We start from the raw sequence: 23523 nt of genomic DNA on the forward strand, positions 1-23523 counted from the left end.
CTATTGGTAGCTTTTTTTTTATATTAGAATTTGAGATTATTTACTCAAATACATTTTTCTTCTAGAGTACAATTCGTAGAATTGATCGTCTTTTAAGTCATCAATAAACAAGATGCTTTCTCCTGTTGATTTCATTTCTGGTCCTAATGCTTTGTTTACATTATGGAATTTACTGAAAGAGAAAACCGGCTGTTTGATCGCAAACCCGTTTAATTGTGGGTTAAAATCAAAATCAGTTACTTTACTATGTCCTAACATTACTTTTGTAGCATAGTTTACATAAGGCTCACCGTATGCTTTTGCAATAAATGGCACCGTTCTAGAAGCTCTTGGATTTGCTTCGATGATGTAAACTGTATCGTCTTTTATAGCGAACTGAATATTGATTAAACCAACAGTTTTCAAAGCTCTCGCAATTTTTTCTGTATGATCTTTTATTTGCTGCATCACAAACTCCCCTAAGTTAAAAGGAGGCAAAGTAGCATTACTATCTCCAGAGTGAACTCCGCAAGGTTCGATATGCTCCATAATTCCTATGATGTACACGTTTCCGTCAGCATCACAAATTGCATCCGCTTCAGCTTCGATTGCTCCAGCTAAATAGTGATCTAGAAGTAATTTATTTCCTGGAATCGTTTTCAACAAGTTGATTACGTGCTCTTCTAATTCTTTTTTGTTGATTACAATTTTCATTCCCTGACCTCCTAATACATAAGAAGGACGAATCAATAATGGGAAATCTAAAGTATCTGCAAGAGCAGAAGCTTCATCCGCCGTTTCAGCGATTCCGAATTGTGGGAAAGGAATGTGTAATTCTCTTAGTAAATCTGAGAAACGTCCTCTATCTTCTGCTAAGTCAAGTGCATCAAAACTAGTTCCAATGATTTTTACTCCGTATTTAGATAATTTTTCAGCTAACTTCAAAGCTGTTTGCCCGCCTAACTGAACAATTACACCTTCTGGTTTTTCATGTTGAATGATGTCATAAATATGCTCCCAGAAAACTGGCTCGAAGTACAATTTGTCTGCTGTATCAAAATCAGTCGAAACTGTCTCTGGATTACAGTTGATCATGATCGTTTCGTAACCACATTCTTTTGCTGCCAAAACTCCGTGTACACAAGAATAATCAAACTCGATTCCTTGTCCAATTCTGTTTGGTCCAGAACCTAAAACGATGATCTTCTTTCTATCCGTTACAATGCTTTCGTTATCTACGTAGCGCTCGCCGTTTGCTTTTTCGATTTCAGCTTCAAAAGTAGAATAGTAATATGGTGTTTTTGCTTTAAACTCAGCCGCACAAGTATCTACTAACTTAAACACACGGTTAATATTTTGATCCATACGTAAAGTATGAATTTCACTTTCTAAGCAATTTACCATGTGAGCAATTTGTCTGTCGGCAAAACCTTTTTGTTTCGCTTCAAGCAAAAGCTCTTTTGGAAGATTTGATACTTTATAGTTAGAAATTTCTTTCTCTAAAGTATAAAGTTCTTCGTATTGTTTTAAGAACCACATATCGATTTTTGTGATTTCATGAATACGGCTCAATGGAATTCCCATTGCAATCGCATCATAAATTACAAAAACACGATCCCAACTTGCAAAAGTCAGTTTCTCGATAATTTGTTCGTAGTTTTTATATCCTTTTCCGTCAGCGCCTAAACCATTTCTTTTAATTTCTAAAGATTGAGTTGCTTTGTGTAATGCTTCTTGGAAAGAACGCCCAATTCCCATTACTTCACCAACAGATTTCATTTGAAGCCCTAAAGTTCTATCAGCACCTTCAAATTTATCAAAGTTCCAACGAGGTATTTTTACGATTACATAATCTAAAGTTGGTTCAAAAAGAGCCGAAGTTGATTTTGTGATTTGGTTTTGCAATTCATCAAGATTGTATCCTAAAGCCAGTTTAGAAGCAATTTTAGCAATTGGGTAACCTGTTGCTTTTGATGCTAAAGCAGAAGAACGAGATACACGAGGATTAATTTCGATCGCAACGATATCTTCTTTTTCGTCTGGTGAAACTGCGAATTGTACGTTACAACCTCCAGCAAAATTTCCGATACTTCTCATCATCAAGATCGCGTAGTCACGTAATTTTTGGAAAGTTGTATCTGATAATGTCATCGCAGGTGCTACTGTAATCGAATCTCCAGTATGGATTCCCATTGGATCCATATTTTCGATCGAACAGATAATTACAACATTATCATTTTTATCTCTCAAAAGTTCTAACTCATATTCTTTCCATCCCATCAAAGCTTTATCAATTAAAACTTCATGAATTGGAGAAGCTTCAAGTCCGCGAGTTAAAAGCTCATCAAAATCTTCTTTTTTGTAAACAACTGCTGCTCCAGTTCCACCAAGTGTAAACGAAGGGCGAATTACAAGCGGGAAACCAAATTCCTGAGCAATTTCTTTTCCTTCTAAATATGAAGTAGCTGTTTTTGCAGGTGCAGTTGGCACATTAATTCTTTCTAAAAGCTGTTTAAACTGCTCTCTGTCTTCGGTAATGTTAATTGCATTTACATCAACCCCGATTAATTTTACGCCGAAATCCTGCCAAATTCCTTTTTCTTCAGCTTCCAAACACAAGTTCAAAGCCGTTTGTCCTCCCATAGTTGGCAAAACAGCGTCAATTTGTGGATGTTCCTTTAGAATTTCAATAATCGATTTTGTAGTTAGTGGTTTCAAATAAACATGATCGGCCATGGTTGGGTCGGTCATAATCGTCGCTGGATTTGAGTTTATCAAGATAACTTCAATTCCTTCTTCACGAATCGAGCGTGCAGATTGAGATCCCGCATAATCGAATTCGCAAGCTTGACCAATAACAATAGGTCCTGAACCTATTATTAAAACTGATTTTATTGATGTGTCTTTAGGCATTTTGTATGTATTGTGTAGTTATTATAATGTATTCAAAAAACATTCACAGTGCTTTAGAAACTAGAATGTTACAAATTTATTACCGACAAGGTATAAAAAAAGGCGATACTAAAAAAGTAATCGCCTTATGTATGTTTATACAAACATTATTTTTTGTGTCTAGGCTCGCTAGAAACAGTTAATTTATGTCTTCCTTTTGCTCTTCTACGCGCTAGAACTTTTCTTCCATTCGCAGAAGCCATTCTGTCCATAAATCCGTGCTTATTTCTTCTTTTTCTTTTCGATGGTTGAAATGTTCTTTTGCTCATTGCTTTGTATCTTTAAATGGTATCTAATATCTCTTTTTCTGTTTTGGAGATCCTTATTCCAAAACCGAGTGCAAATATACAAAGACTTTTTTTTCTGGCAAGTACTTTAATAAAAATATTTTTAATTCATTTTACTATATTTGCAATCACAAATATACATCAATTATGTTTAATAAAATTATCAAACTTATTTTAGCTGGATTACTTGTAGTAGCTGGCATCTGGCAATTTACAGAAAGCAATATAGGTAACGGAATATTCCTTTTATTACTAACTGCAATTCCAATTTTTCTTTACTTTAAAAATGAATTTATCCTTTTAGCCTTCCTTAAATTAAGAAAACAAGACTTTGAAGGAGCAAAAAAATGGTTATCTTATATTAAAAACCCTGAAACTGCATTAGTAAGAAAGCAACAAGGTTATTTTAATTATCTTCACGGAATTATGTTATCTCAAACAAATCTTATTCAAGCTGAGAAACATTTCAAAAAAGCAATCGAGCTTGGATTATCAATGGATATGGATCTAGCCGTAGCAAAATTAAACCTTGCAGGAGTTGCAATGTCACGCAGAAGAAAACTTGAAGCGACAAATTTATTAGCTGAAGCTAAAAAATTAGACAAACAAGGAATGCTGAAAGAGCAAATCTCAATGATGAAAGAACAAATGAAGAAAATCTAATTTTCTAAATTATATCCCGATAGCTATCGGGATTAAAATCCCAAATTCTAATTAATTGTGAATTTGGGATTTTTTTTATTTTAAATTTTCTTTCTAACACAAGACCAACGCTTAGTTTGTCATTTCGACGAAGGAGAAATCTTCACGAGCAACTCTATAATCAAAATCGATAATCTTTGTCGAGCTACTTGCGGAGATTTCTCCTTCGTCGAAATGACAAGATTGCGCTAGAATCTCAGAGAATTGGAATTTAATTCTCTAATATAATAGAAGGCAGATTCTCATTCAACCATTTATACTTATTGAGAATCATAATATGGGTTCCGCCTTTTACAACAATACAGCTGTTAATATACTTTATAGGAAAAACATCATCTTGATCTCCGTGAATATGAATCACTTTTTCATCGATTTGATTTCTATCCCATAAAATAACTGATTCTACTGCCCATTGTAAATAATTAAGATCACGAACAGCTAAAAACTTCTCATACAACTTAATACGTTTATTGACTTTTTCGCCAAAAGAGTATTTTGCAAGATTCTCAATGTTTAAAATTAACTTCATTGGAATCAGTTTATAGGCTTTTGTTGTTTTTCCAATTTTCATTCTTCTAGGAAACTCAACATTACTCCTAACACTTGAAATAATAATTACTTTTCTGACTTGAATGTGTTTTGCTATCTCCTGAACCAAAATTCCTCCAAAAGAAACTCCTATTAAAACTGGATTTTCATGTTTTATATTTTTGCTGATTCGCAGGGCATAATCAGACAATGATTCTTTTGGTTTTGGAATTTCCCATTCCAATAAACACATTTCAAAAATAGTTTCATCTAGTTTGATTCTTTCAAAAATGGCAGGACTTGCTGCTAAACCGGGCATAAAATATACAGGAATTTTGCTCATTAGTTTGAAAATGGATTATAATTACGGCTATAATTTCAAGTTAAAAGTACTTTTTTTAGTTATATACACAGCAAATCTTACACCATAATTAAACTCTAAAAAAATAAACGAGAAAAAAGAACTGATTCCAGACCGAAATAGAGATTTTAAAAAATAATCTAATATTGAAAATCAAATGATTACCTTTGTAGTCCGACATTTTTTAAAATTTTCAAAAAGAATTCTACATGAGATTGTTCCACCCCATTCTCTATTACATATTAACGACTAATAAAAACATGACAAATTATGGAATCTATTGAAATTACTATGGAAATCAAAGACAATACTTTTGCAAGACAATTTGAAACCACAGTTCCAGAAGGATTATTAAGCATTGAATATTCATTTCAGGAAAAGAAAATTTTCCTAACAAAAATCAACACTCCAGAAAACTACGAAAATCAACCTGTAATCGACACATTACTTAAAAACATAATGGAGCTGAGCACAGAAAAAAAATTGAGAGTAGTTCCAATCCATCCAAAAATTGTTTCTTTTTTCAAGAAAAACCCAAAATACAAAGAATTGCTTCCTCCGGGAATTAGAATCTAAAAATCGCCTATCAACTTAAGCCACATACCGCCGATTACCATATAAATAAAGAGCATTACAAGTCCAGTTATTAAACCTTTGACCCACCAGCTTTTTAAATCTACGTAGCCGCTCCCGAAAAAAACAGGTGCCGGCCCGTGACCATAATGCGTTAAAGTTCCATAAATTGACCCCACAAAACCAAGCATAAAAGCCAAAAGCAATCCAGGAACTCCTAACGAAACTCCTACTCCTAAAAGCGCCGCATACATTGCCGCTACGTGAGCTGTTGCGCTGGCAAAAAGATAATGACTAAAAAAGTATACCAACACAATAATAGGAAATGCCATCTGCCAGCTTAAACCTCCTATTTCTGCTTTTATTACATTACTAAACCAGTTTATAAAACCAAGTTCATTTAACGAACTGGCCATCATAACTAAAACTGAGAACCAAACAATTGTGTCCCAAGCTCCTTTTTCTGCTTTTACATCATCCCAAGTTAGAACTGAAGTTAAAAGCAAAATTACTAAACCTATAAAAGCTGTTGTTGTGGCATCAATAGAAAACAAATCACCTGTCATCCAAAGAAACAACAAAATAAAAAACGTTAAGAGCATCATCCACTCGTTACGGGTAATCGGCCCCATATCTTTCAATTTCTGAGCAGCAATTTGCGGTGCATCTCCTGTTTTTTTAAGTTCAGGCGGATAAATTTTATATAATACAAAAGGAATTACAAAAAAGGCACATAAACCCGGAACTATAGCCGCTGCCGCCCACGACATCCAAGAAATTTTTATTCCCAAATTAAGCGCAAACTTTTGACACATGGGGTTACTTGCTGTTCCTGTCAAAAACATAGAGGACGCAATTAAATTTGCATTATAACTGCTCAAGGTAAGGTACGATCCCAATTTTCGATGTGTTTCGGGTTGATCTGGCATAGAACCAAAACTCATTGACATCGATTTCATAATAGGATAAATAATTCCTCCGCCTCGAGCCGTATTACTAGGCACTGCTGGAGCCAAAACCAAATCAGCCAACCCTAAACCATACGCCAACCCTAATGAACTTTTTCCAAATATTCTAATAAACAAAAAAGCAATTCTGTTTCCTAAACCTGTTTTTATAAATCCTCTGGCTATAAAAAACGATATTCCGATTAACCAAATCACTTTATCTCCAAAGCCTTTTAAGGCCAAAGTAATTGATTTACCTGCATCGCCAGGAGCCAAAACTTGAGAAAAAGCAGTTAAAGCAATGGCAATCATACACATTGTACCCATTGGCGCAGCTTTTAGAATAATTCCTAAAATTGTGGCTACAAAAATGGCAAACAAATGCCAAGCTTCGATTACTACACCATCTGGCGCAGGAATTAACCAAATTGCAATTCCAACTGCCAGCGTAATTAAGGTTTGTGGTATTTTTACTTCTTTCATAAAATTAGGATTAAATTAGACTATAGTCTACATTGAAACTGAATTAGAAACAAATTATCATTATAAGAAGAGGTGTCTGGGATATTGCGGGCATACTTGTCAATTTCAAATCCCATTTCGATACGGCCTGTATACGCTTTTCCAAATTCAAAACTAATCATTGGTGTATAAGTCTGCCTAACATTCGAATTAATTTTATAACTCGGATCGAAACTTTCAAAACGACAGGACAACTCTAACGAAGTTAATTTTTTGTAATTAACAGAGTATCTTAAATTAGGCAGAAAATAAATCCCGCGCATTTGATAATCAGAAACATCTGGAGTTCTCGTATCAACAGGTAAAGAAAAATATAAATTATGATTTGTTCCTTGCTTGTACTCTATTTGTAAATCAAAAGTAAATTTATCTGTCAGCTTAAAATCGCTGGTAATATCAGCTCCAAAAGCAAAAACTTTTTCCTTGAAAACTTTACCTGTTCCAGCATTTAATCCAAGATTTATTTTATGTTCTTTTGATAATCCAAATACCCAGCGTGTAGAATACTGCTTACCATTATCTTTGTCCATTTCCTGATTTTTTCCGTTTCCGTTTAAAACTGAAACAGCATAATTTACTGGAATTTTACCAATGTCAAAATTTCCGCTTACCGAAGCTCCAATTTGAAAACTTGTCCATCCATTTTTTCCAAATTCATAATATTGATTAGAGAAATCGAAAGATTTAATAATGTCCACAGGAACCAATTCCTCGATACCAAAAGCCGGACGAAATTGCCCGCCTGTTATCGCTATATATTTATTAAAAGTATATTTTGCATAAGCATTCTCCAGCACCTTTCCTTTTGTATCTGATTTAAAATCGGCTAGATTTACCAATATTACAACTTCCGTAGCTTCGCTAAGTTTTGTATTCAATCCTACACGCATTCTTTTAATATCAAATGTACTTTGAGTAGCATCTCCTGTAGAATGATGAACACCCATTACATCCACATTGTCACCAAAACTTTCTAAATAACGAGCTTGAAAAAGCCCTTTAAATTGAAACTGCGGATACTTTACACCATCATCAGAATCTGTTGCAGTTTGAGCTGCCCCGGTTTGGGCATTCATAAAGTGTGGTATTATCAAAAGGATAAAAATAATTTTTACTAGTAAAGGTTTATTCATAAAGACTTTAAATAAAAAATTAGTATAATATTATCTCTGCTTACTTTTTATTCTCCACTCATCTTCTATCCGAACTTCGATTTGCCGGCCTTGGAGCCGCGGTATTTCTATTTGGTGCTGAACTAGGCGCCGGACGAGTTGCAGGTCGTGTTACTGGTGCTGCGGGACGAGTTACAGGCTGCGTTGGTCGTACCGCAGGTCTTGTTGACGGGTTTGCAGGACGAGTTACTGGTCTTGTTGTACCAGGGTCTGTTACACCAGGTCTAGTCGTTGGGTTTGTTGGTCGCGTTACCGGCCTTGTTGTACCAGGATTTGTTGGACGCGTTACTGGTCTAGTTGTTCCTCCAGGTCTAGTCGACGGATTTGTTGGTCGAGTTACCGGTCTTGTACTATTTCCCGGCCTTGAAGGTCTTGAAGGCGTTACCGGCGCAGGTCTTTTATAATCTCTGCCATTATAAGTCCCCTTATAACGTCCGTTAACTCGGTTATCCCTAACTACTACAGATGTATTTCTTCTAGTGGCATAATTATTATAATATCTAGGATTTCTTATAACGGTAGTTCTTCGGTAATAACGATTGCTGTAATAATGTCCGTGATAACCCCAATAATCATGATAATAAACTGGACGCCACGGACGCCAGTATGGAGGGTAATACCCCCAATACCAAGGTGATCTGTAAGCTACATATATGGGAGAGAACAAAAACAACACTACCGGCCATGCACTCACACTTGTATTTACATAACTTGGACTGGTTGTGGTATTATAATTATTAGTTGTATTGTTATTTATAATTACTGTTTGATCTCCTTTATAACCGGGATTTGGTGTTCCTGCAACTGTATCTGCAGGTTCAACTATATAATTTTTCCCGTATAGATCTTCGTCTCCAATTGCCTGAACGTGAACATTATTTTTTTTGTCTTTATCAACTTCAATAACTGCAACATCCTGAGTCTCCTTACTATTTACAGCTACCTGAAGCACAATTACGTGTGTATTTCCTTCTTTATGACTTTCGATTTCAATATAATCGATTTCTCCATCATTATTTAAATCTAAATTATTAACCTTAGTTTCTGGATCATTTAATGCTTTTTCAAAATCTTCTAAAGTTTTTGATTTTTGAAATATATCTAATACTGCATACAAATTAAGATTATCCCCAGGCAAACCTAAAGCTACAGGTTCATCATTTGTTTGAGAAAACAAGGAATTAAACAAACTACTCATTAAAATCACAAAAAATAGAATACTTTTTTTCATATTAATAGTCAGTTGATTAAGATTTGCAGTGACTAAGGTATGAAAAAACAGACAAAGTTTTAACATAACATTATAACTTTCTGTTTTATACTATAAAATTTAAACAAAACGGCTTTTTGACCTAATTTACTTCTCAAAAAGCCAATAATGTAAGACTTATATTCTTATATTTGTAAATAAGCGTTCTTTCTGAACATCTTCTCCTTTGTAATGTCTTACAAAATCTGTTTTACGATTTGTCAAATTATAGAAACTAAATTGCGATGAAAAAACATATACTTATTTTTTTCTTTTTCCTTTCAATTACCTGTGGATATGGCCAAATAGAGGTCTCATCGACTTTGGATGATGCGATCCAGAAGGCTATTGAAAAAAGTGCTTCTTTAAAAAACAAAGATTTAGACATTGAAAAATTAAACCTTCAGGAAAAAAGTGTCTGGAATAAATATATTCCAACAGTTGAAGCGAGTGCTCTTTATACTTATTTCGACAACAAACTTACTGTAGATCTTCCTACGGCAACTATTCCAATTGTAAACTATCCTTTATTTGATGGTAAAACTGCTTTTAAAAATTACGGCAACATCTTTAACGGAAGTGTAATGGCAAAAACCGTACTATTCAGCGGTATGCAAATTCCGAATGGCGCAAAAGCTATTGGAGAAAAAACCAAAGGAACAATGTTCCTGAAAGAATCTGAAAAGGATCAAATTACAAAAGAAGTCATCAACACTTTTGATCAACTGGAATTGTTAAAAGAAATAGACAAACTATTAAAAGAAAGCGAAAATAGATTAGAGACTGAAACAAAACGCGTTACAAAAGCTATCGAACAAGGACTGGCAATTCCGTATGATCGAGACAAAATTAAGCTGGCCTCATTAGAACTGACTTCAAAAAAAATTGAGCTTGACGGAAAAAGAAAATTAGTTTATAAAAAAATCCAGTACTTAACAGGTTATTCTATTAGTGAAATAGAAAATGTTCATTACGACTTAAACCCCTATTTAATAACGGATGAAAAATTAAGCACACAAAATAAACAAGAAATAAAAGCATTGGAATCGTTTAAATCTGCTTATGAATATTTATTAAAGAAAGAGAAAGGAACTTATCTGCCAACTTTAGGAGCATTTGGAGGTGTTTCGTACTCTAGTCTTTTTGATGCAAATGCTACTACTCCAATAATTACTGGAATTAATCAAGCTTTATATTTAGGTTTAAACGAAGTTACAATAAGCAATAACTGGGTTGTAGGAGCCGCTATGAAATGGGAAGTTTTTTCTGGTTTTGAAAGAAAACACAAAGTGCACGAAGCCAAAATCAATATTGAGCAGGTTCAAAACCAAATTGACGATACTAAAGAAAAACTCGAACTTCTGCTGGAAAAAAATCTTGTTGATTATAGTGTGCTGACTCAAAAAATAGACATTACACAGCAGCAGGAAAAAGTAGCAAACAATAATTTAAATCTTGCGATAAAACAGTATAAAGAAGGCTTAATCAACATATCAGAACGTCTTGAAGCAGAAAACGACTCTTATAAAGCATCCGTAAACAAAACAACTACTTTGATCGAACAAAGACTTGCTGCTATTGAAACTATAATTGCTACTGGCGATTTATCAAAAAAAATATCTAAATAAAAGTTCTATTTTATGAAAAAAATAATAGTAACCGCTGTCGTAATTCTCCTTTTAATAAGCTGTCAAAAAGCAAAAAAAGAGGATACAATTCAAGGAAAAATAGAAAAAGAACAAATTGCAGTTGTCAGCAAAATTCCTGGCAAGATTCTAAAAATCTTTGTCAAGGAGGGAGATATTGTTCAAAAAGGAGACACATTGGCAATTTTAGATATTCCAGAAGTAGATGCTAAAAAAAGTCAGGCTGAAGGCGCAGTAATCTCGGCTCAAGCACAATATAAAATGGCAGTAAAAGGCGCTACTGAAAACCAAATAAAACAGCTTGAAGCTAAAAAAATGGGATTGAAGGAACAATATGAGTTTGCTCAAAAATCGATCAAACGATTAACCAATATGCTCAAAGATTCTTTGATTTCTCAACAAACTTACGACGAAACTTTTGCAAAATATCAAGGAGCGCAAGCACAATACAATGCTGTTATTGCTGAACTTGATGATGCAAAAAAAGGCGCTCGAATCGAACAGCAAACAATGGCTTTAGGACAACAAGACAGAGCACTTGGCGCATTGCAGGAAGTAGAAACTGCAAATAAGGAACGCTATATAATTGCTCCGCAGAATATGAGTATTGAGACTATCACTTTAAATCTTGGCGAACTGGCATTACCTGGCTACACTTTGTTTAATGGCTATATTGCAGACAGCACTTATTTTCGTTTTACAATTCCTGAAAAACAATTGGATAAGTTTAAAAAAGGACAAGAAATAACGGTACAGGTTCCGTATAAAAAAGAAAATATTAAAGGGACTGTGACTACAATAAAACAATTGGGAGCTTACGGAAATATTGCTACCGCTTATCCAGATTATGAAATGCAGGAAAGCTTATTTGAAATAAAAATAACGCCTTCAAATACGGAACAGGCAAAAGATCTTATTACAAAAACAACTGTTACTTTATCGCTTTAACTATGCAAAACTTTTTTTCATTGCTTAAACGGGAATTTCAATTATTTTGGAAAAACAAAGTGCTCCGAATATTATTCATTGGTGCACCAATACTCTATGGCGTTTTATTGGGATATGTTTACGGAAAAGGCAAGGTAACCGATTTACCCATAATTGTGGTTGATCAGGATCGAAGCGAATTAAGCTCAAAAGCAATTCAGATGTTTGAGGATAATGAAGTTTTATCGATTGCTTCTATTTTGTACGATCAAAATAATCTTTCTAAAATTGCCATTCAAAAAGAAGCAACCTGTGTAGTTATTATTCCAAAAGATTTTGAAAAAATGACGCTCACTAAAAAGTATCCCGAAATCACAACCATTGTAAATACATCTAATGTTCTAACCGCTAATTATGCTTCGACTGCTATACAAATTTGTTTAGGAACATTAAAAGCAGGCGTTCAAATTGAAACATTACGAAAACAAGGTGTTCCTGAAAATTTACTCATGTCGCAATACGAACCTTTCAAAACTACTTTTATAAAAAAATACAATCGCAGCACCAACTATATGTATTTTCTTTGGCCGGGCGTTCTTGCAACGGTACTGCAACAAGTACTTTTACTGGGATTAGCACTTTCTTTTGCTTCTGAATTTGAAAACGGGACTTTTAAAGATTTAGTAAAAAGATGTCCGTCAATTTTCAAAATGCTTGCCGTAAAAATAATTCCATATCTCATAATGAGCTTTGGAGTCAGGCTTATTTACTGGCTTTTTACTTTATGGTTCAGACTTCCGTTTTATGAAAATTTACTACCGCTTACTTTTATTGCTGGAATATTTGTACTCTCTGTTTCTTTCATTGGAATCTTGGTAAGCGTAGTCGTTCCTAATCAATTAAAAGCGACAGAAATTTTGATGGTGATTGCAACTCCAAGCTTTATCTTGAGCGGTTTTACTTGGCCTTTAAGTCAAATGCCTCAAGCTGTTCAAGCAATTGCAAATGTAATTCCATTGACACATTTCTTAAAAGCTTTTAGAATTCTAATTATTGAAGACGGTGCTTTTTCACAAACTACAAAACCAATGTGGAATATGATCATTATTGGTTTAGTCTGCTCAATTGGCGCTTACATTGCTTTGTATTTTAAAAAGAAAAGCGTTTTAAAACAAGCATAATTTTTTGACATAAAAAAAGGCATAAGAATCAACTTATGCCTTTATACTTTTTAAAGAGAGAATTATTTTTCAATCTCTCTCATAGAATCCATTTTTTTATGCGCAAGGAAACCTGCCACATCTTCAAAATGCTCTTTTACACGTTTGTTTCCAAATTCAAAAACCTTAGTTGCTAATCCGTCAAGGAAATCACGGTCGTGAGAAACTAAGATTAATGTCCCGTCAAAATCACGCAAAGCATCTTTAATAATATCTTTTGTCTTCATATCCAAGTGATTCGAAGGCTCATCCAGAATCAATAAATTCACTGGTTCTAACAACAATTTAATCATTGCCAAACGTGTTTTTTCTCCACCAGAAAGCACTTTTACTTTCTTAGTGATATCATCACCTTGAAACATAAACGCTCCAAGAATATTTTTAATCTGTGTACGAATATCTCCTACTGCAATTGCATCGATAGTTTCAAAAATAGTTGCATTTTCATCTAACAATGAAGCCTGATTTTGAGCGAAATATCCAATTTGTGCATTATGTCCAATTTCAACACTTCCTTCATCAACACCAATCTCTTTCATAATTGCTTTGATCATGGTCGATTTTCCTTCTCCATTTTTACCAACAAAAGCAACTTTTTGACCGCGCTCAATTACAACATTTGCATCTTTAAAAACGACATGATCTCCATAGGATTTAGACATATCTTTTACTACAACCGGATATTGTCCAGAACGTGCTGCCGGCGGAAACTTCAAACGCAATGCAGAAGTATCTACCTCATCAACTTGAACAATTTCAAGCTTCTCAAGCATTTTTACACGTGATTGTACTGCGTCGGTTTTTGAAAACGTTCCTTTAAAACGATCAATAAAAGCTCTATTGTCAGCAATCATTTTTTGCTGTTCATCGTAAGCTTTCTGCTGATGAATACGACGGTCTTTTCTAAGTTCTAAGTAATGAGAATATTTAGCTTTATAATCGTAAATTCTTCCCATTGTTACTTCGATTGTACGATTTGTAATATTATCTACAAATGCTCTATCGTGCGAAATTACCACTACTGCTTTGGCCGAAGTTAATAAAAATTCTTCCAGCCATTGAATACTTTCAATATCCATGTGGTTAGTCGGCTCATCCAGTAAAATCAAATCTGGTTTTTGAAGTAAAATTTTAGCCAATTCAATACGCATTCTCCATCCTCCAGAAAATTCAGAAGTTTGACGTGTAAAATCTTCTCTTTCAAAACCTAAACCAACTAAGATCTTTTCAACTTCAGCTTCGTAATTTACTTCTTCAATTGCATAATACTTCTCGCTTAAGTCAGAAACTCGCTCGATCAATTTCATGTATGCATCACTTTCATAATCCGTACGAACCGTTAATTGCTCATTGATTTCGTCGATTTCGGCTTTCATTTTAAAAATCTCACCAAAAGCTTTAGAAGCTTCTTCCATTACAGTAGAACCGTCTTTAGTCAATAAATGCTGAGGCAGATAAGCCACAACAGCATCTTTTGGTGTAGAAATACTTCCTGTAGATGGTTTGCTTTGTCCTGAAATTATTTTTAGAAGTGTCGATTTTCCCGCACCATTTTTACCCATAAGGGCAATTTTATCATTTTCGTTTATAGCAAAAGAAACATCGCTAAATAATGTAGTTCCACCAAACTGAACCGAAATATCGTTAACTGTAATCATTACTTTCTGTGAATTTGTTTAATCGGTTAATCGTTTATTTGACTACCCATTTTTTTCGTGCTGCAAAGATAGATTAATTAGAGTATTAGACAATATTATTTAGATTACAGAGCAGCAGGATTTTTTAAATTACATCAATATTCCTACATATTCCCAAAATTTAATCTTATCTTGTATAAGAATTTAAAAATCAGCAAAATATGAGAACTAAATTAAACCTAACTGCCAGCCTTATTGCGGCGTTATTATTTGGACTTTCTGCACATGCACAAAAAACGGTAATAAAAAAAGAAGCTTTGCCAGCAAATGCTCAAACTTTCTTAAAAACGCACTTTGGATCGAAAAAGCCAAGCTACATATTAGAAGACAAAGAAATTCTCTCTACAGAATACAAAGTTCAATTTGATAATAAAATTGAAATCGAATTTGATAAAAAAGGAAACTGGAAAGAAGTTGACGGTAAAGGTGCTAAACTTCCAACGTCTATCATCCCAAAAAAAATTGCCTCTTACGTAAAAGCAAATTTCCCTAAAGAAAAAGTAACCAAAATTGAACTAGGATCTTTTGGTTATGAAACAAAACTAACAAACGGTTTAGAATTAAAATTCAACACAAAGGGAGATTTCACTAAGATTGACAATTAACAAAAACTGATAAATTAGAAAATCTACTATAAATCAAAACCCGACAAATTTTAAAATCTGTCGGGTTCAAAAAATTATATAATTTTCAAATTGATTAATTATCCAATTAATCTTTTCTCCATTTTTTAGTTTCTTCAAAAATATGCTCTAAAATTGAAGCTTCTATTTCATCAAAAGCAATATTTCGTCTTCCCATAACTAATTTGGCAGTTTCGAAAGCTTTTTTGGTTACATAAGTTGTAAAACCAGCTGCTCCACCCCAAGAAAAACTCGGAACAAAATTTCTAGGAAATCCAGAACCAAAAATATTAGCACTTACTCCAACAACAGTTCCAGTATTAAACATAGTATTGATACCACATTTACTGTGATCGCCCATCATTAAACCACAAAACTGAAGACCTGTTTTTGCAAATCCTTCTGTTTCATAGCTCCACAATTTCACTTCTTCGTAATTATTCTTAAGGTTTGAATTATTACTGTCTGCACCAATATTACACCATTCTCCTAAAACAGAATCTCCTAAAAACCCGTCATGTCCTTTGTTTGAATTGGCAAAAAGAACAGAATTCTTAACCTCTCCTCCTATTCTAGATCCTGGACCAACAGTTGTTGCACCATAAACTTTAGCATTAAGCTTTACTGAAGCATTTTCACATAAAGCAAAAGGACCGCGAATCACAGTTCCTTCCATGATTTCAGTATTCTTACCTATATATATAGGTCCTGTTGATGCGTTTAAAGTTACAAACTCTAATTTTGCTCCTTCTTCAATAAAAACATTCTCAGGCGCTATAACATTTACACTCTTAGGAATTGCTTGCGACTTTCTATCTTCTGTCAAATAAGCAAAATCGGCACGAATTGCAGCGTCATTTTTAGAAAAAATATCCCAAGTATGTTCAACTGTTAAACAATCTTCATTGTACTGAATAATTTCATACGAATCGAAATCAACTTCTTCTTGATTTTCTGTTGTAAAAAAAGCAATTACATCATCGCCTTTAAAGATCGCCTGATTCTCTTTTAAATCAGAAACTAATTCAGCCAGTGTATCATTTGGTAAATATGCCGCGTTGATCATTACATTTTCTTCCATTTCAACCATAGGAAATTTTGCAGACAAGTAATCCTCAGTAATTGTTGTAATAGTAGAACCTAGACGTGATTCCCATTTTTGGCGAATCGTCATAATTCCAATTAGAATATCAGCCACAGGTCTTGTAAAAGTAAAAGGCAGTAAAGCATTTCGGACCGGACCGTCAAAAAGAATATAATTCATAAATAAAATTTGTACTTGTTAAAATCTTGATTTGGTTATCAGGGTCAAAGTTACAAATATTTATTTTTTTTACTAAAATTGTTTTAGTAGTTAGCAATTAATTCATGAATTGCTTCGCCAGTTCGCTATCGCTCGAGTCGTGGCTAATAAATTATTGTACAAAAAAAGCCTTCCGATTGGAAGGCTTTTGTATGATTGTAAACAGCTATTATTTTTTAGCGTGTTTTGCATATTTAGTTTTGAATTTATCAATACGTCCTGCAGTATCGATAAGTTTAGATTTACCAGTATAAAAAGGGTGAGATGTTCTAGAAATCTCCATTTTTACAACTGGATACTCAACTCCGTCAACTTCAATTGTTTCTTTTGTATCTGCAGTAGATTTAGTGATAAAAACTTCGTCATTTGACATGTCTTTAAATGCAACTAATCTGTAATTTTCTGGGTGAATTCCTTTTTTCATCTTTTCTTTTATTTATTGTTTTAGAGCATTTTTATTTTGAAGCTTTTCCATGGTTAGAAAAAGGTATAAACAACTCTACTCTTTTTTGTTTAAAAATTTAATTATTTTTGAGTGTGCAAATTTACAATTCTTTTTTAATAAACAAATACTTAGCCCACTTTTTTTTAGTTTATTTCGAAAAGCTTTTTTTATCTTCGATTATACTGGGAATTACTATATTTGTGGATTAATTTTAAACTTATAGAAATATGATTAATGAAGTTATTAAAAAGAATGGAGTTACTTACGGCATTACTCTAGGAATCATCCTAGCTTTGATTACTGCAGCAATGTATGCTATAGATCTAAAATTATTTGTTTCAGGCTGGGTAGGCGGCCTAACATTTGTGCTTTATTTAATAATTGGCATCCTATTATTGGTTAAAACAAAAAAAGAAATCAATGGCTTTTTTTCGTTTAAAGATGCATTTACCACTTTTTTTATAACTACTATAATTGCCTTAGCAATTTCTACCTTATTTAGTATTATATTATTTAATGTAGTCGATCCAGGCGCTAAAGACACCGTAAACGAGTTACTTATAAAATACATGGCTGAAACTTTACAAAAGTTTGGAACACCAGCTTCAGCTGTAAATGAAGCTTTAGCTAAAATGAAAGAAAACAGTCCTTTCTCAACTATAGAACAAATAAAAGCTTTAATTTTCAGTATTGTCGGCTACTCAATTTTAGGATTAATTTTAGCGGCATTTTTCAAAAGCAAATCTACACAAGAATAAAAATATAAATGAATTTATCTATACTTATACCGCTTCTAAATGAAGAGGAGTCACTTCAAGAACTCTATACATGGATTATTAAAGTGATGCAATCTAACAATTACTCTTATGAAATCATTTTTGTGGATGATGGAAGTACAGATGATTCTTGGAATATTATTGAACGTTTCTCAAACGAAAACCCAAATGTAAAAGGGATTCGTTTCATGAAAAACTTTGGAAAATCGCAGGCTTTGCATGCTGGTTTTGCAAAAGCAAAAGGCGATGTAATTATTACAATGGATGCCGATTTACAAGATAGTCCGGATGAAATTCCTGGATTATATGAAATGATCACGGCTCAGAAATTCGATTTGGTTTCTGGCTGGAAAAAGAAACGTTACGATTCTGTTGTAGCGAAAAATCTGCCTTCAAAATTATTCAACTGGGCTGCCAGAAAAACTTCGGGAGTTGAATTGAATGATTTTAACTGCGGACTAAAAGCATATAACAATACAGTTGTAAAAAACATTGAAGTATCTGGTGAAATGCACCGTTATATTCCTGTTTTAGCAAAGAACGCTGGTTTTAATAAAATTGGCGAAAAAGTGGTTATTCATCAAGCTCGTAAGTACGGCGAAACTAAATTTGGAATGGATCGTTTCATAAACGGTTTTCTAGATTTAATTACGATTTGGTTTTTATCAAGATTCGGGAAAAGGCCAATGCACTTATTTGGAGCGATAGGCTCGTTAATGTTTATTATCGGATTTCTATCTGCGGGATACATTGGTGTTTCAAAACTATACCATATGTACAACGGAATGAAGTACAGCCTCGTAACCAGTAATCCGTGGTTTTTTATTGCGTTAACCACAATGATTCTTGGAACTCAGCTTTTTTTAGCAGGTTTTCTAGGTGAAATCATTTTGAGAACCAAAAACAACGAGGAACGTTACAAGGTTTCAAGAGAGGTTAATTTTTAACTAAAATATCACACCTCATCACAGAGTTGCTCCTGAAAAAACTTATTTTTATTTAAAAAATATTAAAAAGACATTTACATGAATATAGCACCTAACATATTGAATGCTGTAAACGAATGGTTGACACCAACATTTGACAAAGAAACCCAAGCAGCTGTTAAAGAATTAATGACTACTTCACCAAAAGAACTTGAAGAAAGTTTTTATAAAAATCTAGAATTTGGAACTGGTGGAATGCGCGGTGTTATGGGTGTTGGAAATAACAGAATCAACAAATATACACTTGGAAAAAACACTCAGGGTCTTTCTGACTATCTTCACGAAGTTTTTCCAAATCAGCCTTTAAAAGTAGTTATCGCTTACGATTGTCGTCACAACAGCAACACTTTAGCAAAAGTGGTTGCCGATGTTTTCTCCGCAAACGGAATTCAGGTTTATTTGTTTTCTGACATGCGTCCAACTCCTGAATTGTCTTTTGCCCTTAAATATTTAGGCTGTCAATGCGGAATCGTTCTTACTGCCTCACACAATCCTCCCGAATATAACGGATATAAAGTGTATTGGGAAGATGGCGGACAAATTGTTCCTCCGCAAGATGCTGCTATTATTAATGTGATCGAAAATTTAAGTTACGATAAAATTAAGTTCAATGCAAATGAGAGCTTAATTCAATATATCGATACTGAAATTGACAAAGCATTTGTAAAATCATCTATCGAAAACGCAAGTTTTAATACTCCGGCTGAAGCCAAAGACAATTTACATATTGTGTTTACTTCATTGCACGGAACTTCTATAAAATCTGTTCCAGATACTTTATCACAAGCTGGATACACAAACGTACACATTGTTCCAGAACAAGCTGAACCAAACGGTGATTTCCCAACAGTAAAATCTCCAAATCCAGAAGAACCAGAAGCTTTAACAATGGCTTTGGCTTTGGCAGACAAAACCAATTCAGATATTGTAATAGGAACAGATCCTGATTGCGATCGTCTAGGAGTTGCTGTAAGAAACAATGATGGTAAAATGATTTTACTTAACGGAAATCAAACCATGATTTTAATGACTTCTTTCTTATTGAAACAATGGAAAAAAGCAGGTAAACTTAACGGAAAACAATTTATAGGCTCAACAATCGTTTCAACTCCAATGATGATGGAGCTGGCTACAAGTTACGGCGTAGAATGCAAAGTTGGTTTAACAGGATTTAAATGGATCGCTAAAATGATCAAAGATTTTCCTGAACTTCAGTTTATTGGAGGTGGAGAAGAAAGCTTTGGCTTTATGGTTGGCGATGCTGTTAGAGATAAAGATGCTGTTGCCGCTACCTTATTAATATGCGAAGTTGCTGCTCAAGCAAAAGCAGCCGGAAGCTCTGTTTACAAAGAACTTTTACAACTTTATGTGGAAAATGGTTTTTACAAAGAATATTTAGTTTCATTAACTAAAAAAGGAATGGAAGGTTTAGAAGAAATTAATCAAATGATGATTAATCTACGCCAAAACCCTCTAAAAGAAGTAAATGGTCAACGTGTAATTATGGTTGAAGATTATCAATCATCGACTGCATTGAACTTATTGACAAATGAAGAATCTTCAATGGATATTCCAAAATCAAATGTATTGATTTATTATACTGAAGACGGTTCTAAAATTTGTGCAAGACCAAGTGGAACGGAACCAAAAATTAAGTTCTACATCAGTGTAAATGCCGAATTAGAATCAGTTCAAGATTTTGACGATGCCGAAAGTTTCTTAGACGGGAAAATTCAAAACATCATTGCAGATATGCAATTGAAATAATAAAATACAAATACAATATTCAAAAACCCGATATGTTTCTTTAAACTATCGGGTTTTAATGGTAAAAAACACCAAAATGAGTAATTTCAAAAAAATAGTTCCTTTTATATACCCATATAAAAAATATGCATTCTTAAACATTTTTTTTAATGTTCTGTATGCGCTTTTTAGCACGCTTTCGTTTGTTGCTTTAATACCGATGCTTCAGGTGTTATTTGACAAAACAAAAGCAAACAATGTAAAACCCGTATTTAAAGGAATTTTACAGCTTAAAGAATACGGAGAAGACTATTTAAGCTACTATATTACCACAACAAAAGGAACTCACGAATCTGGTTACGTTCTTTCCATTATGGTTGCTATAATCATCTCAATCTTTTTATTAAAAAATTTAGCCGATTATTTGGCGATGTTTTTTATCAATTTTTTGAGAAATGGTGTTTTAAAAGACATGAGAAATGCTTTGTACAAAAAAACACTAGAACTTCCTTTGGCTTTTTATTCTGAAAAAAGAAAAGGAGATGTAATTTCTAGAATTTCTGCAGATGTAAACGAAGTTCAAAACTCATTTTTAGCAATCTTAGAACTTATTGTAAAAGAGCCTTTAACCATTATTTTTACGATAGCTACTATGCTTATCATCAGTGCAAAACTGACTTTGTTTGTTTTTATTTTTATTCCAGTCTCAGGATATATCATTTCATTGATTGGAAAACAACTTAAAAAACAATCTACAAAAGCTCAAGAAGAACAAGGAAGATTTCTATCGACTATCGAAGAAACAATTGGCGGATTAAAAGTAGTAAAGGGATATAATTCTGAAAATTACTTTAATACCGTTTTTCAAAATTCGACAGAACGCTTTTTCAATTTATCAAACAGTATTGGAAACCGCCAGAACTTAGCTTCTCCTGCGAGTGAGTTTATGGGAATTACTGTTATTGCCATTTTACTTTGGTACGGCGGACAGATGGTTTTAATTGATAAAACTTTAGAAGGCGCCGCTTTTATCGCTTACATGGGATTGGCTTATAATATTCTAACTCCCGCAAAAGCTATTTCTAAAGCTTCTTATGGAGTAAAAAGAGGAAATGCCGCAGCAGAACGTGTTCTTGAAATTTTGGAACAAGAAAACACTATTGTTTCTAAAGAAAATGCTATTGAGAAATCGACTTTTGACGATAATATCGACATTAAAAACATCAACTTTAAATACGAAGAAGAAGCTGTTCTAAAAGACTTTTCTCTTCAAATTAAAAAAGGACAAACTGTTGCACTTGTCGGTCAATCTGGAAGCGGAAAAAGTACTATTGCAAACTTATTAACTCGTTTTTATGATGTAAACGACGGAACAATTTCTATTGACGGCATCAACATTAAGGATATGAATCTGCAATCGCTTCGAAGCTTAATGGGATTAGTAACGCAAGACAGTATTTTATTTAATGATACTATTAAGGCCAACATTTCATTAGGAAAACTAGATGCTAGTGATGATGAAATAATTGAAGCTTTGAAAATCGCGAATGCATATGAGTTCGTAAAAGATCTTCCGCAGGGAATTTATACCAATATCGGAGACAGCGGAAACAAGCTTTCTGGAGGACAAAAACAACGTTTATCGATTGCAAGAGCGGTATTAAAAAATCCGCCGATTATGATTTTGGACGAAGCAACTTCTGCATTAGATACTGAAAGCGAAAAATTTGTTCAGATCGCTTTAGAAAATATGATGCAAAACAGAACTTCTATTGTAATTGCCCACCGTCTTTCGACAATTCAAAAAGCAGACATAATCGTGGTAATGCAAAAAGGAAAAATTGTTGAGCAAGGAACACATGATGAACTAATTGCTCACAACGGAACTTATAATAAACTGGTAACTATGCAGTCTTTCGAGTCTTAAGCACAAAACCAAAACTTAACAAATAAACGAACACAGATTAAAGAATTATTAAACCTGATTTTAATTTCTTTAATCTGTGTTTATTTTTATAACTTTAGGTTAGTTAAAGAATAAACTTTTTAACGCTTCCTAAAATGTATATTAACAACCCTAATATCAAACTGCCAGATGATCCTAATACCATTGTTTGGAAATATCTTGATTTATCTAAATTTCTAGACTTATTACTTTCGAAGAAGTTATTTATGTCTCGTTCTGACAAATTTGAAGATCAATACGAAGGCACTTTCAGCGAACCTACTTACGAAGAAATAAAAAAACTTGCAGTTGACAATCCTGACTTCCTGAGTTACTACAAAACACATCGCGAAAAAGTTGCAATCAGCAGCTGGCATATAAATGAATACGAATCGTTTGCAATGTGGCAGATTTTTACTCAAAACAGCGAAGGATTAGCCATTCAGTCTACAATTGGAAGATTACAAAAAGCTTTAAAACCAGAGAACAATTTCGACCAATATATAGGCGAAGTAAATTACATCGATTACAAAAGAGAATATATTCCGTTTGACGATTTATTCTTTCCGTTTTTATTCAAAAGAAAAAGCTTTCAATACGAACGCGAAGTCCGAATTATTACCGATACTTCTAAAAGCAGTCTAAAAATAAACGATGGTTTAAGAATCAATGTTGACCTTAAATACCTTATCGAAAAAATCTATATACACCCTAAATCGGAGAACTGGTATAAAAAACTTGTAATTGATTTAGTTCACAAACTAGATCATGATTTTGACATCGAAAAATCAGATTTGGAAAGTGATATATTGATATGAAGCTGCTAAGGTGCTAAGATTCTGAGGCACTAAGTTTTTTTTATTGCCACATACTAAGAAGATTTCTTGATTCATTTTTGAATCAAACAAAAAAATCTATAAGTAACTAGTATTAGTTA

At 33.5% G+C, this 23523-nt stretch carries 20 protein-coding genes; 11 read left to right on the forward strand and 9 right to left on the reverse strand.

All coding sequences use genetic code 11. The annotated features are described in order from the left end of the window. Window positions 1-36: 36 nt before the first annotated feature. Complete coding sequence (gene carB, locus BOW57_RS19520) at window positions 37-2892, reverse strand: carbamoyl-phosphate synthase large subunit (RefSeq protein WP_129023552.1); 2856 nt, start codon at window positions 2890-2892, stop codon at window positions 37-39. A 146-nt stretch (window positions 2893-3038) separates the two neighbouring features. Next, window positions 3039-3200: a 50S ribosomal protein L34 gene (gene rpmH, locus BOW57_RS19525; protein ID WP_008464848.1), complete on the reverse strand. Its 162-nt coding sequence runs from the start codon at window positions 3198-3200 to the stop codon at window positions 3039-3041. Between the two features lie 165 nt (window positions 3201-3365). On the opposite strand from rpmH, the gene BOW57_RS19530 reads away from it, so the two are divergent. Then, window positions 3366-3881 (forward strand): hypothetical protein, encoded by a 516-nt coding sequence (locus BOW57_RS19530; RefSeq protein ID WP_089054166.1) that lies wholly within the window; start codon window positions 3366-3368, stop codon window positions 3879-3881. Between the two features lie 250 nt (window positions 3882-4131). On the opposite strand, the gene BOW57_RS19535 is transcribed toward BOW57_RS19530, so the two are convergent. Further along, window positions 4132-4791, reverse strand: a complete 660-nt coding sequence (locus tag BOW57_RS19535; RefSeq protein WP_129056737.1) for an alpha/beta hydrolase — start codon at window positions 4789-4791, stop codon at window positions 4132-4134. Between the two features lie 309 nt (window positions 4792-5100). Here BOW57_RS19535 and BOW57_RS19540 point away from each other — a divergent pair, with 309 nt between their 5' ends. Continuing rightward, window positions 5101-5385, forward strand: coding sequence for a GNAT family N-acetyltransferase (locus tag BOW57_RS19540; protein WP_089054231.1), 285 nt, complete (start codon window positions 5101-5103; stop codon window positions 5383-5385). Here BOW57_RS19540 and BOW57_RS19545 read toward each other — a convergent pair. From BOW57_RS19545 to BOW57_RS19555, 3 genes are all read right to left on the reverse strand, one after another. Next, the gene (locus BOW57_RS19545; protein WP_089054164.1) at window positions 5382-6812 is read right to left on the reverse strand and encodes an anion permease; all 1431 of its coding nucleotides are present in this window, start codon (window positions 6810-6812) and stop codon (window positions 5382-5384) included. The genes BOW57_RS19540 and BOW57_RS19545 overlap by 4 nt on opposite strands. Window positions 6813-6832: 20 nt before the next feature. Continuing rightward, window positions 6833-7927 carry a porin gene (locus BOW57_RS19550; protein WP_241687482.1) on the reverse strand — a complete coding sequence of 365 codons (1095 nt, stop codon included), beginning with the start codon at window positions 7925-7927 and terminating at the stop codon, window positions 6833-6835. Between the two features lie 115 nt (window positions 7928-8042). Next, window positions 8043-9254, reverse strand: coding sequence for a hypothetical protein (locus tag BOW57_RS19555; protein WP_129056741.1), 1212 nt, complete (start codon window positions 9252-9254; stop codon window positions 8043-8045). Window positions 9255-9517: 263 nt separating this feature from the next. Here BOW57_RS19555 and BOW57_RS19560 point away from each other — a divergent pair, with 263 nt between their 5' ends. From BOW57_RS19560 to BOW57_RS19570, 3 genes are read left to right on the forward strand one after another with little or no spacing between them, the layout of a single operon-like run. Next, entirely contained in the window at window positions 9518-10900 is a 1383-nt protein-coding gene (locus tag BOW57_RS19560) for a TolC family protein (RefSeq protein ID WP_241687483.1), read from the forward strand. Window positions 10901-10912: 12 nt separating this feature from the next. Continuing rightward, window positions 10913-11866, forward strand: a complete 954-nt coding sequence (locus BOW57_RS19565) for an HlyD family secretion protein (RefSeq protein ID WP_129056745.1) — start codon at window positions 10913-10915, stop codon at window positions 11864-11866. Window positions 11867-11868: 2 nt separating this feature from the next. Next, window positions 11869-13026, forward strand: a complete 1158-nt coding sequence (locus tag BOW57_RS19570) for an ABC transporter permease (RefSeq protein WP_129056747.1) — start codon at window positions 11869-11871, stop codon at window positions 13024-13026. Between the two features lie 62 nt (window positions 13027-13088). Here BOW57_RS19570 and BOW57_RS19575 read toward each other — a convergent pair whose 3' ends face one another. Beyond that, window positions 13089-14723, reverse strand: coding sequence for an ABC-F family ATP-binding cassette domain-containing protein (locus tag BOW57_RS19575; RefSeq protein ID WP_129056749.1), 1635 nt, complete (start codon window positions 14721-14723; stop codon window positions 13089-13091). Window positions 14724-14923: 200 nt separating this feature from the next. Here BOW57_RS19575 and BOW57_RS19580 point away from each other — a divergent pair, with 200 nt between their 5' ends. Then, entirely contained in the window at window positions 14924-15367 is a 444-nt protein-coding gene (locus BOW57_RS19580; protein WP_089054157.1) for a PepSY-like domain-containing protein, read from the forward strand. Window positions 15368-15473: 106 nt separating this feature from the next. Here the strand turns inward: BOW57_RS19580 and BOW57_RS19585 are convergent, their stop codons facing one another. After that, entirely contained in the window at window positions 15474-16649 is a 1176-nt protein-coding gene (locus tag BOW57_RS19585) for a GlmU family protein (RefSeq protein WP_129056751.1), read from the reverse strand. 208 nt (window positions 16650-16857) lie between these two features. Continuing rightward, window positions 16858-17112 (reverse strand): type B 50S ribosomal protein L31, encoded by a 255-nt coding sequence (locus tag BOW57_RS19590; RefSeq protein ID WP_008464817.1) that lies wholly within the window; start codon window positions 17110-17112, stop codon window positions 16858-16860. A gap of 248 nt (window positions 17113-17360) precedes the next feature. Here BOW57_RS19590 and BOW57_RS19595 point away from each other — a divergent pair, with 248 nt between their 5' ends. The 5 genes from BOW57_RS19595 (at window position 17361) to BOW57_RS19615 (ending at window position 23404) form a co-directional block, all read left to right on the forward strand. Next, window positions 17361-17891, forward strand: a complete 531-nt coding sequence (locus tag BOW57_RS19595; RefSeq protein ID WP_129056753.1) for a DUF4199 domain-containing protein — start codon at window positions 17361-17363, stop codon at window positions 17889-17891. Window positions 17892-17899: 8 nt separating this feature from the next. Beyond that, window positions 17900-18856 (forward strand): glycosyltransferase family 2 protein, encoded by a 957-nt coding sequence (locus tag BOW57_RS19600; RefSeq protein ID WP_129056755.1) that lies wholly within the window; start codon window positions 17900-17902, stop codon window positions 18854-18856. A 78-nt stretch (window positions 18857-18934) separates the two neighbouring features. After that, window positions 18935-20662 carry a phospho-sugar mutase gene (locus BOW57_RS19605; protein WP_089054153.1) on the forward strand — a complete coding sequence of 576 codons (1728 nt, stop codon included), beginning with the start codon at window positions 18935-18937 and terminating at the stop codon, window positions 20660-20662. A gap of 76 nt (window positions 20663-20738) precedes the next feature. Next, window positions 20739-22568: an ABC transporter ATP-binding protein gene (locus BOW57_RS19610; protein WP_129056758.1), complete on the forward strand. Its 1830-nt coding sequence runs from the start codon at window positions 20739-20741 to the stop codon at window positions 22566-22568. Between the two features lie 134 nt (window positions 22569-22702). Beyond that, window positions 22703-23404: a DUF2971 domain-containing protein gene (locus BOW57_RS19615; RefSeq protein WP_129056760.1), complete on the forward strand. Its 702-nt coding sequence runs from the start codon at window positions 22703-22705 to the stop codon at window positions 23402-23404. The last annotated feature ends 119 nt before the right edge of the window (window positions 23405-23523 follow it).

The organism is Flavobacterium sp. YO64, assembly GCF_004119505.1.
Taxonomy (GTDB): Bacteria; Bacteroidota; Bacteroidia; order Flavobacteriales; family Flavobacteriaceae; genus Flavobacterium; species Flavobacterium oncorhynchi.